General features: G+C 67.1%; 9 protein-coding genes. 4 read left to right on the forward strand and 5 right to left on the reverse strand.

Annotated elements, in window-relative coordinates; translation table 11 throughout:
- Positions 1-13: 13 nt before the first annotated feature.
- Positions 14-1,129, forward strand: a complete 1,116-nt coding sequence (gene moaA, locus AC27VE_RS24125) for a GTP 3',8-cyclase MoaA (RefSeq protein WP_488705195.1) — start codon at positions 14-16, stop codon at positions 1,127-1,129.
- Between the two features lie 10 nt (positions 1,130-1,139).
- Positions 1,140-1,739 carry a molybdenum cofactor guanylyltransferase MobA gene (mobA, locus tag AC27VE_RS24130; RefSeq protein ID WP_488705196.1) on the forward strand — a complete coding sequence of 200 codons (600 nt, stop codon included), beginning with the start codon at positions 1,140-1,142 and terminating at the stop codon, positions 1,737-1,739.
- On the opposite strand, the gene AC27VE_RS24135 is transcribed toward mobA, so the two are convergent.
- From AC27VE_RS24135 to moaC, 5 genes are read right to left on the reverse strand one after another with little or no spacing between them, the layout of a single operon-like run.
- Positions 1,724-2,929 (reverse strand): molybdopterin molybdotransferase MoeA, encoded by a 1,206-nt coding sequence (locus AC27VE_RS24135; protein ID WP_280026608.1) that lies wholly within the window; start codon positions 2,927-2,929, stop codon positions 1,724-1,726. The two genes, mobA and AC27VE_RS24135, sit on opposite strands and share 16 nt — an antisense overlap.
- Positions 2,930-2,932: 3 nt before the next feature.
- Positions 2,933-3,460: a molybdenum cofactor biosynthesis protein B gene (gene moaB, locus AC27VE_RS24140; RefSeq protein ID WP_488705197.1), complete on the reverse strand. Its 528-nt coding sequence runs from the start codon at positions 3,458-3,460 to the stop codon at positions 2,933-2,935.
- A complete protein-coding gene (locus AC27VE_RS24145; protein ID WP_006222690.1) occupies positions 3,457-3,939 on the reverse strand; it encodes a molybdenum cofactor biosynthesis protein MoaE in 483 nt (160 codons plus the stop codon). Before AC27VE_RS24145 ends, moaB begins: the two co-directional genes overlap by 4 nt.
- 5 nt (positions 3,940-3,944) lie before the next feature.
- Entirely contained in the window at positions 3,945-4,196 is a 252-nt protein-coding gene (locus AC27VE_RS24150) for a MoaD/ThiS family protein (protein WP_006222691.1), read from the reverse strand.
- On the reverse strand, positions 4,177-4,665 hold the full coding sequence (gene moaC, locus AC27VE_RS24155) for a cyclic pyranopterin monophosphate synthase MoaC (RefSeq protein ID WP_280026611.1): 489 nt from the start codon (positions 4,663-4,665) through the stop codon (positions 4,177-4,179). Before moaC ends, AC27VE_RS24150 begins: the two co-directional genes overlap by 20 nt.
- A 137-nt stretch (positions 4,666-4,802) precedes the next feature.
- Here moaC and AC27VE_RS24160 point away from each other — a divergent pair, with 137 nt between their 5' ends.
- Positions 4,803-8,369 (forward strand): DUF748 domain-containing protein, encoded by a 3,567-nt coding sequence (locus AC27VE_RS24160; RefSeq protein ID WP_488705198.1) that lies wholly within the window; start codon positions 4,803-4,805, stop codon positions 8,367-8,369.
- Positions 8,370-8,433: 64 nt separating this feature from the next.
- On the forward strand, positions 8,434-9,315 hold the full coding sequence (locus AC27VE_RS24165) for a dienelactone hydrolase family protein (RefSeq protein ID WP_488705199.1): 882 nt from the start codon (positions 8,434-8,436) through the stop codon (positions 9,313-9,315).
- Positions 9,316-9,678: the final 363 nt, after the last annotated feature.

Genomic DNA, 9,678 nt, shown 5'->3' on the forward strand with positions numbered 1-9,678 from the left:
ATATGATGACCCCATGAGCAAAGTGATTTTCCTTGCCGACCGCCGGTCCGACCGCGCGGCCTGGCCCGCACCAGGCGAATTGCCGCCGGCCGGGCAGCCCGCGCTGGACTTGCGCGCGCGTCCGCTGCGCGACCTGCGGATCTCGGTCACGGACCGCTGCAACTTCCGCTGCACCTACTGCATGCCGCGCGAAGTGTTCGACAGCAGCTACACCTTCATGCCGCATTCGGACTTGCTGTCGTTTGAAGAGATCAGCCGGCTGGCCGGCATCTTCACGAAGCTGGGCGTGGAAAAGATCCGTCTGACCGGCGGCGAGCCGCTGCTGCGCAAACACATCGAAAACCTCGTGGGCCAACTGGCCCAGTTGCGCACGCCCGACGGCCGTCCGCTGGACCTGACCCTGACGACCAACGGTAGCGTGCTGGCGCGCAAGGCCGCCGCCTTGAAGGCGGCGGGGCTGACGCGCGTCACCGTCAGCCTGGACGCGCTGGACGCCGCCATGTTCCAGGACATGAGCGACAGCGGCTTCACGCCGGACGACGTGCTGCAAGGCATCAATGCTGCCGCCAGCGCGGGGCTGGCGCCCGTGAAGGTCAACATGGTGGTGCGACGCGGCCTGAACGACGGGCAGATCCTGCCCATGGCCGAACGCTTCCGCCACAGCGGCCATATCCTGCGTTTCATCGAGTACATGGATGTGGGCAACAGCAACGGCTGGAACCTCGCTGAAGTGGTGCCCAGCCAGGAAGTGCTGGACCGCATCGGCGCCGTGCATCCGCTGGAACCCGTGCAAAGCGGCGAAATGGGCCGCGTGGCCGAGCGCTGGCGTTACCGGGACGGTGGCGGCGAAATCGGCGTCATCTCCAGCGTTACCCACGCGTTCTGCGGCGGCTGTACGCGCGCGCGCCTGTCGCCGGAAGGCAAACTCTTCCTGTGCCTGTTCGCGCATGAAGGGCACGACTTGCGCGCGCCGCTACGCGAAGGTGCAAGCGACGCCGAATTGGCCGGCATCGTGTCGGGCATCTGGGGCGCCCGCAATGACCACTACTCCGAACTGCGCGGCCGCAACGCGGCGGCTCCCCAGCCGGACCCGGGCCGCAAAGTCGAAATGAGCTACATCGGTGGTTGACGCCGCATCAATGCGCGCAGGTGTTGCCGGCCTGATCCTGGCGGGCGGCCAAGGCGCACGCATGAACCAGCAAGACAAGGGCCTGGTGCTGCTGCACGGGCAGCCGATGGTGGCGCACGTGGCGCGCCGTTTGGCCCCGCAGGTGGGCCGGCTGATCATCAGCGCCAACCGTCATCAGGCCCGGTACGCGCAATACGGACAGGTGGTCGAAGACGGCGAACCCCAGCTTGGGGCCTTCCAGGGGCCGCTGCTGGGCATCGCGGCGGGGCTTGCCGCTGCCGCCCAAGACGACTGGCTGGTGGTCGTGCCTTGCGATACGCCATTCCTGCCGGCTGATCTGGCCGCGCGGCTGATCGGCGCGGCCGAATCGGCCCGGGCGCCGCTGGCGTATGCCGCCGCCAACGGCCAGCGCCACAGCGCCTGCATGGCGGTGCGCACGGCGCTGCTGCCGGATTTGCGGGCCTATCTGCTGGGGGGCGACCGCAAGGTGGGCCTGTGGCAGGCCCGGGCGGGCGGCGTCGAGGCACGCTTTGACGACGCGCCCGACGCTTTCATGAACGTCAATACGCCCGAAGAGCTGGCCGTGGCCGAACGCTACGCCAGCCAGTGACGCAGGTCGTAGTAGGGCACGCGGTCCATGTCGTTGACCTGCACATCGGCGGGCAGGCGGGCCAGGCCCGTCGCCCACGGCATCGAACTGATCACGCCTGAGCCCTGATGGCCGTAGGCCACCAGTTCGCCACTGCCGTCGTCGGCCACGCGGCGCTGGACGCGCAGGAATTCCTCGCGGCTGTCCTGGCGCGGATGTTCCGTGCGCAGGGGCAGGAGGCTGATCGGCGGGAAGATCTCGTCGCGGCCCTGCATGCGCCGCACGAGCGGCGACACCAGCATCGCGAACACGGCATACGCCGACACCGGATTGCCCGGCAGGCTGACGACCGGCTTGCCGCCGATCTGCGCCAGCGCCACCGGCTTGCCCGGTTTCATGCGCACCTTCCATAGCGACAGTTCGCCGCCCAGCGTAGCCAGGGCCGGCTTGACCAGATCGCGTTCGCCGACCGACACGCCGCCCACGCTCAGCACCAGGTCGCAATCGGCCAAGAGCGTCTTGAACGCCGCCAGCAGATCCGCTTCGGTATCGCGCGCATGCAGCACGTGCACGGGCAGGGCGCCCAGGCCGCGCACCAGCGCCGCCAGCATCGGGCCGTTCGAGTTGTAGATCTGTTCGGGCGCGCGGGGCGTGCCCGGCGGCACCAGCTCGTCGCCGGTCGTCAGGATGCCGACGCGCAACTGGGCTACCACGGACACGCGGGCAAGCCCCTGCGAGGCCAGCAGCGCCACATGCGCGGCTTGCAGCACCGTGCCGGCGGGCAACAGCGGCGTGCCGGTCATCGTGTCTTCGCCGCGGCGGCGGATGTGCTGGTTGGGCGCGGGCTGGCGGGTGATCTCCACCTGGTTGTCGGCTTCGACGGTGTCTTCCTGCATGACCACGGTGTCGGCGCCGTCCGGCAGCAGGCTGCCGGTGAACAGGCGGATCGCGTGGCCGGGCTTGAGCGGTTCGGGCACGTCGCCTGCATAGCACCGTTGCTGGATGGGCAATCGGCCGCCCGCACGCCAGTCGGCCACGCGCAGGGCGTAGCCGTCCATGGCGCTGTTGTCGGCCGGCGGAATGTCCACGGTGGCGGTCAGGTCAGCCGCCAGCACGCGGCCGGCGGCGTCGTTCAGGCCGATGTCTTCATGGCGCTGCAACGGCCCTGCGGCATTGGCCAGCAGGGTCTGGGCTTGGTCAAAATCCAGCATGGGTCAGTTGTCTTCTTGTTTGGGCTTGAAATGCGTGGCGAAATTGCACGGCCGATGGCCGCTGTCGAGCTGCTCGCGCAGGATCTGCGCCCAGGCCGTTTCGCAGGCATTGTTGGAACCAGGCAGGCAGAAGATCAGCGTCTGGTTGGCCGATCCCGCAAACGCGCGCGACTGGATGGTGGAACTGCCGATCTCGGTGTAGGAAATCTGGCGGAACAACTCGCCGAAGCCGGGGATTTCGCGGTCCAGCAGCGGCAGAATGGCTTCCGGCGTGTGGTCGCGATGCGAAAAGCCCGTGCCGCCCGTCGTCAGGATGATCTGCACTTGGGGGTCGGCAATCCAGTCGCTGATGACGCGGCGGATTTGATAGATGTCGTCGCGGACGATGTCGCGGCGCACGCACTGGTGGCCCGCGTGCGCCAGGCTATGGGCAAGCAGGTTGCCGGAGGTGTCGTCCCCGGCGCTGCGGGTGTCGCTGATGGTCAGTACAGCGCAGGCCAGCGACACGGAAACGGGGATTTCTTCGCTCATGGGTGTTCCTTCTTTGAAGCAGAGTCTTCATCCCAGGCATCCGTGCGGTCCTGGTCGGATTGGCGTTGTTCGACCCAGAAGCTGCTGCCGCCCGAGAGCGTTTCGCGCTTCCAGAAGGGCGCGCGGGTCTTGAGCGCGTCGATGATGTATTCGCAGCCGCGGAAGGCGTCGCCGCGGTGCGCGCTGGCCGCCGCCACGAACACGATCTGGGCGTTGCGGGACAAGGCGCCAACCCGGTGCACGATCACCGTGCCGTCCAGGTTCCAGCGTGCCCGCGCGGTTTCGGCGATGGTTTCAAGCTCACGCTCGCACATGCCGGGGTAGTGCTCTAGAAAGAGCGTTTCCGTGGGCGAGTCGGGCGCATAGTCGCGCACATACCCCACGAAGGTGACGATGCCGCCCACGCCGGCCCCCGCGCGCTCGCGCAGCTCGGCGGTCAGCGCGGCGCCGTCGAAATCGGCTTCCTGGACGCTGATCATGGCGTTCACCCTCCGGTGACGGGTTCGAACACCGCGACCTCGTCGCCAGGGCGGATCGGGGCCGTCGGTTTGGAGTGGGTCTGGTTGATGGCCAGTTTCAGGCGGCTGGCGGGTTCCAGCTGGGGGTAGCGTTCACCCAGCGCGGCCAGCAGTTGCGCACCCGTGGACTCGCCGTCCAGGGGCCAGCTTTCCGCGCGCTTGCCGACCAGTTCGGCCACGCGGGCGAAGTACAGGAGATCAATCGTTGCGCCATTCACCGCTTTTTCCTCCCGCCTTGTACTTAAGGCGTACTTGTTCGACCACGATGCCTTTGTCCGCGGCCTTGCACATGTCGTAGATCGTCAGCGCGGCCACGCTGCACGCCATCATGGCTTCCATTTCGACGCCCGTTTTGTAGCTGGTGCGGCAGGTGGCCAGGATGTCGATGCGGTGGGCGGCGTCGTCCAGCGAGAAGTCGACGCCCACGAACGCCAGCGGCAGGCTGTGGCACAGCGGAATCAGCTCGGCGCAGCGCTTGGCGGCCAGGACGGCGGCGACGCGCGCGGTATTGAGCACTTCGCCCTTGCCCTGGCCCGGCTGGGTCAACAGGCCGTAGGCCACCGCATTCATGCGCACGCTGGCGGTCGCGATCGCGACGCGTTCGGAATCCGTCTTGGCAATGACGTCGACCATGCGGACCTGGCCGGCTTCATCCAGGTGGCTCAAGGTGGGGGTGGATGGTGGCATGGGAATCGGGATCGAGAATTGTTAATGTTTGAAAAGAGCGGTCCCGGCTGGCCGGGAGGGCCCGCTGTTACGCCTATGATAGACGAGCGCTAACCGGGGCGCGATAATCGCCTTCAACTCGTATCAGGAGACTCGCGATGCCCTTGCGGAGCCCAAAGCTTCGGTTTACCCGGCGCGCCGGCAAGATTCTTCTGGGCATCGTTGCGGTCGCGCTGATTCTTTGCGGCATTGCCGCATGGCAAGTCCCCAAAGTGCTGCAAAACGTCCTGACCGGGGATGTGGCCAAGATGATCGGCCGCGAGGTTTCCGTCGGCAAGATCACCTTCAATCCGTTCACCCTGACCGTCCGCGCCCGCGACCTGGCGATAGCCCAACCCGGCTCGCAGACGCCATTGCTGACGCTGGCCGAACTGAATGCCAGCGCCGCCTGGAGCTCCCTGTTCTGGTTCGCGCCGGTTGTCGATCGTTTGACGCTGCGCCAGCCTAACATCGCCATCGTCCGAGAAGACGTCACGCGATTCAATTTCTCTGACATACAGCAACGCGTGGCCGAAATGTCGGCCGCCAAGCCCGACGAACCGCCCAAGCCGGACGAGGGCCTGCCGCGCTTTTCCCTGAACAACATGGTGATCGAGGGCGGCAGCATCACGCTGGACGACAAGGTCACCGGCCGCAAGCAGGTGGTGGACGAGCTGGGCGTCGGGGTGCCGTTCATCTCGAACTTCGGCTACGCCACCGATATCGATGTGCAGCCCCGGCTGCACCTGCGCATCAACGGCAGCCCGTTCGACCTGACCGGCGTGGCGCGCCCGTTCGACAAGGTGCCGTCGTCGACCCTGCGCGTCGCGTTCAACGGCCTGCAACTGGAAAAGTGGGCCGACGTCTGGCCGATGCCGCTGCCCTTCAAGCTGGAAAGCGCGCTGCTGGATTCCAACCTGCAAGTCGTGTTCGAGCAGCCCAAGGACGCCGCGCCCAAGATCCGCGTGGTGGGCGACCTGGGCCTGCGGCGCTTCGATCTGCGCGACACGGCAGGCGAAGGCCTGGCCGCCTGGAGCGCCCTGACCGTCACCCGGCTGGAACTCGAGCCGATCGCGCGCCAGGTATATGTGGGCGAAGTGGGCCTGTGGGCGCCGCAGATCCACGTGCGCCGCTACGCCAACCAGCACCTGAACTGGCAGGACGTGGTGGCCAAGCTGAAGGAACTGGGCGGCGTGGCGCCCAACGAGACGCCCGTGGCCGACAAGTTGAAGCGGGACGTCGGATTGAAGGTGGCGCCAAAGACCGAGGTCGCCAAGGTGGATGCCGCAAAGCCGGACCCTGCCAAGCCGGGTGCCGCGACGTCCGATCCGGCCAAACCCGACACCGCCACAACAGGCGCACCCGCTACGCCCGCCGCACCGGGCACGGACACCGCCGCCCCTCCGCCGCCTGCGGCCCCCGAGGAATGGAAGGTCACGCTGGACGCCTTCAACCTGCACGAGGGCGAGCTCTACATCACGGATGCGATCAGCAAGCTGGACTACGTCATGACCGGCATGGCCGTGACCGTCGAAGGCGTCGCGATCCCCGAGGTCAAGGACCAGCCCGTCAACCTGTGGCTGACGGTCGACAACAGTACCGATGGGGGCTGGATCCGCGCCAAGGGGCCGCTGGTCTTGAAGCCGTTGTCGCTGGAACTGGGCGTGCGGCTGGGCAACGTGGCCCTGGCGCCCTTGGCGCCGGCCGTGCGCAGTGCGGCCCCGATCGTGCTGCTGGACGGCCGCCTGGGCGCCTCCGCCCAGGTGCACGTGCTGGAGAAGAACGGCGCGGTGGACGCCTCTGCCACGGCCGTCCAGGCCGACCTGACGCAGTTCAAGGCGCGCGACGAATCGCTCAAGCCTGCGCTGGACGTCGCGCTGCAGAGCCTGCACGTCACTGCCGACCGGCTGGCGATGGGGCCGGGGCAAAGCAACTTCACCCTGGCCGCTTCGGGCATCCAGGGCAACGGCAAGCTGGACCTGAAAGGCATGTTCACGCCGCAACCGCTGACGCTGAAATCGTCGGTGGACCTGTCCGAGCTCAATGTCGCGACGTTCGCGCCTTATGCGGCCTCCAGCCTGAACGCCACCGTGCGCGCCATTACGCTGGGCGCCAAGGGCGACGTGGCCTTCACCGCCGCAGCCGGCAGCGCGCCGATGAAGGTCAACTGGAAGGGCGGCGTCGAGGTCACGGGCGTCGACCTGCAAGACAAGGTGAACAACGACGACTTCCTGAACTGGAAGCGGCTGGGTTTTTCCGGCATGGACATCTCGGTCGCGGGCGACAAGATCGGCGCCAAGCTGGGCGACATCGCGCTGGAAGACTTCTACGGCCGCATCCTGCTGAATGCGCAGGGCCGCCTGAACGTCATGGACCTGGTGGCCGCGCCCGGGCAGGCCGGCGGCTCCATTACGCAGGACACGCAGACGCCGGGCCGTCAGGCCGCGGCGCCCGCGCCGGCTCCTGCCGCGAAAGGCAGCACAGGCGCGGGCATGCCGGATATCTCGGTCAACAGCGTCACCTTGTCGCGCGGCCGCATGACCTTCACCGACCGCTTCGTCAAACCCAATTACGTGGCCGAACTGTCGGCGATCGAAGGCGCGATCACGGCGGTGTCGTCCACCAATCCCCAACCGGCCAAGGTCAAGGTCACGGGCCGCGTCTACACCACGGCGCCGCTGTCCATTAGCGGCATCGTGCAGCCGTTCGCCAAGTTCCTGACGCTGGACCTGAAGGCCTCGGCCAAGGGCGTGGACCTGCCGCGCTTCAACACGTATTCGGCCAAGTACGTGGGGTATCCGATCAAGCGCGGCAAGCTCTCGGTGGACCTGGAATACAAGATCAAGGACCGCGCGCTGCAGGCGTCCAACCACGTGGTGCTGAACCAGCTGACCTTTGGCGATAAGACCAACAGCCCGGACGCCACCAAGTTGCCGGTGCTGCTGGCCGTGGCGCTGTTGAAGGACTCGCGCGGCAACATCGACATCAACCTGCCGATCTCGGGTTCGCTGGACGACCCTGAATTCTCGGTCGGCGGCATCGTCGTGCGCGTGCTGCTGAACCTGGTGGTCAAGGCCGTGACGTCGCCGTTCAGCCTGCTGGCCTCGGCCTTCGGCGGCGGCGAAGAACTGTCCTACGTCGAGTTCAAGCCGGGCAGCGCGGTGCTGACCGAAGATTCGCAGCAGCGCATCGACACGCTGACCAAGGCGCTGACGGACCGTCCGGCGCTGAAGATGGACATCAGCGGCCGCGCTGATCCCAAGACCGACATGGAAGGCCTGCGCCAAGCCTGGGTCGAAGGCCAGATCCGCGCCGCCAAGGCCGCGGCCACCACGCCGCGCGGCAAGAAGCCGGATGCGGCGGGCGTGAAGGTGTCTGCCGCCGAGCGGGCCAAGTACCTGGAAGACGTCTATGACGACGCCGACATCAAGGACAAACCGCGCAATTTCATCGGCATGGCCAAGTCCGTGCCGGCGGATCAGATGGAAGCCATGCTGCGCAGCGTGGCGCCGGTGGGCGACGAGCAGTTGCGCCAATTGGCCGATGCACGCGCACAGGCGGTGTATGAGAAGTTGCAAGCCCAGGAAGGACTCGCGGACCGTGTGTTCATCGTTGCGCCGCAGCTGGACGCGGACGGCATCAAGGACGAGGGGCAGCCCTCGCGCGTGGACTTCTCCCTGAAGTGAACCCGGCGGGCCGCCAGAGGGTACGCGTTGCGTCCCCGGCCCCGCTTTTGCCAGGAGATTTTCGATGAAAGATCAGGACGCGCACTTCGACAGCCTGTTGCCGCCGCTGCGGCTGGACCGTCGAGGCTTCATCGCCACGACGGTCGCCGCGGGCTTCTCGCTTGCGGCCGGGCCCGCCGTGGCTCAGACCGCCATCGCCACGGACGCCAAGGGGCTCACCGCCGGCAAGATCGACATCCCCACGACGGACGGCAAGATGCCCGCCTATCGTGCGGCGCCGCAAGGCAAGAAGAATCTGCCGACCGTGATCGTGGTGTCCGAGATTTTCGGCGTGCACGAGTACATCCAGGACGTGTGCCGCCGGCTGGCCCATCTGGGCTATCTGGCCATCGCGCCCGAATTGTTCGCGCGCCAGGGCGACCCGTCGAAGTACACCGAGATCCCGAAGCTGCAGGCCGAGATCATCGGCAAGGTGCCTGATGTGCAAGTCCAGGGCGACCTGGACGCCACCGCCAAATGGGCGGCGGCCAACGGCGGCGATGCGGACAAGCTGGGCATCGTAGGTTTCTGCTGGGGCGGCCGCCAGGTCTGGCTCTACGCCGCCCACAACCCGAAACTCAAGGCCGGCGCGGCGTTCTACGGCCAACTTGGTGGCGAGCCCAGCGAGCTGAAGCCGAAGTCGGTGCTGAGCCTGGTGAATGAGCTGAAGGCGCCGGTCTTGGGGGCGTACGGCGGCAAAGACGCCGGCATCCCGCTAACCGACGTGGACCGCATGCGGATCGAACTGGCGAAGGGGCCGGCGCCGGCAAAGGCGTCAAGAATCGACGTGTACCCGGAGGCGCCGCACGCATTCCATGCGGATTATCGGCCGTCTTATCGGAAGGCGGAAGCGGAGCAGGCGTGGACGCGGATGCTGGATTGGTTCAAGCAAAACGGCCTTGGCTGAGGGGGATTTGTGGCGGCTGGGGTGGCTTCGTAGGTCGCCCATCGTCGCCGTCGCCATGCCGGCGCGCGCCCACGATTGCGGTCCGGAGCGTTCGCTCCGGACTCCCCCGTTGTCATCCTCGTCCGCCTTCGGCTCCCTTCGGATTCCCTCGGGCGCATCAAGGTTGCGCGCCGTCATGCCGACACCGCCGACGAGCTGTCGCCGTCTCGGCCTGGGGCACTGCTAGATCTGTGCTTAATGCCGAGTGCTGCGTTGCCCGCCGATTGCAGCCGCGCGGGCGGCTGCAGTCGGCATACGCGGTGTGGGGCGTCGGGGCAGTGGTCGCTTGCGCGCTTGCAGGGAGTGGTTTGCTGATGGCCCCGC

The sequence above is a fragment of the Achromobacter sp. 18P8.1.1 genome, from assembly GCF_057799415.1.

What these genes read in the sequence shown, in the direction of transcription:
- moaA (WP_488705195.1), top strand. Translation starts at nt 14, where the DNA reads ATGAGCAAAGTGATTTTCCTTGCCGACCGCCGGTCCGACCGCGCGGCC.
- mobA (WP_488705196.1), top strand. Translation starts at nt 1,140, where the DNA reads ATGCGCGCAGGTGTTGCCGGCCTGATCCTGGCGGGCGGCCAAGGCGCA.
- AC27VE_RS24135 (WP_280026608.1), bottom strand. Translation starts at nt 2,929, where the DNA reads ATGCTGGATTTTGACCAAGCCCAGACCCTGCTGGCCAATGCCGCAGGG.
- moaB (WP_488705197.1), bottom strand. Translation starts at nt 3,460, where the DNA reads ATGAGCGAAGAAATCCCCGTTTCCGTGTCGCTGGCCTGCGCTGTACTG.
- AC27VE_RS24145 (WP_006222690.1), bottom strand. Translation starts at nt 3,939, where the DNA reads ATGATCAGCGTCCAGGAAGCCGATTTCGACGGCGCCGCGCTGACCGCC.
- moaC (WP_280026611.1), bottom strand. Translation starts at nt 4,665, where the DNA reads ATGCCACCATCCACCCCCACCTTGAGCCACCTGGATGAAGCCGGCCAG.
- AC27VE_RS24160 (WP_488705198.1), top strand. Translation starts at nt 4,803, where the DNA reads ATGCCCTTGCGGAGCCCAAAGCTTCGGTTTACCCGGCGCGCCGGCAAG.
- AC27VE_RS24165 (WP_488705199.1), top strand. Translation starts at nt 8,434, where the DNA reads ATGAAAGATCAGGACGCGCACTTCGACAGCCTGTTGCCGCCGCTGCGG.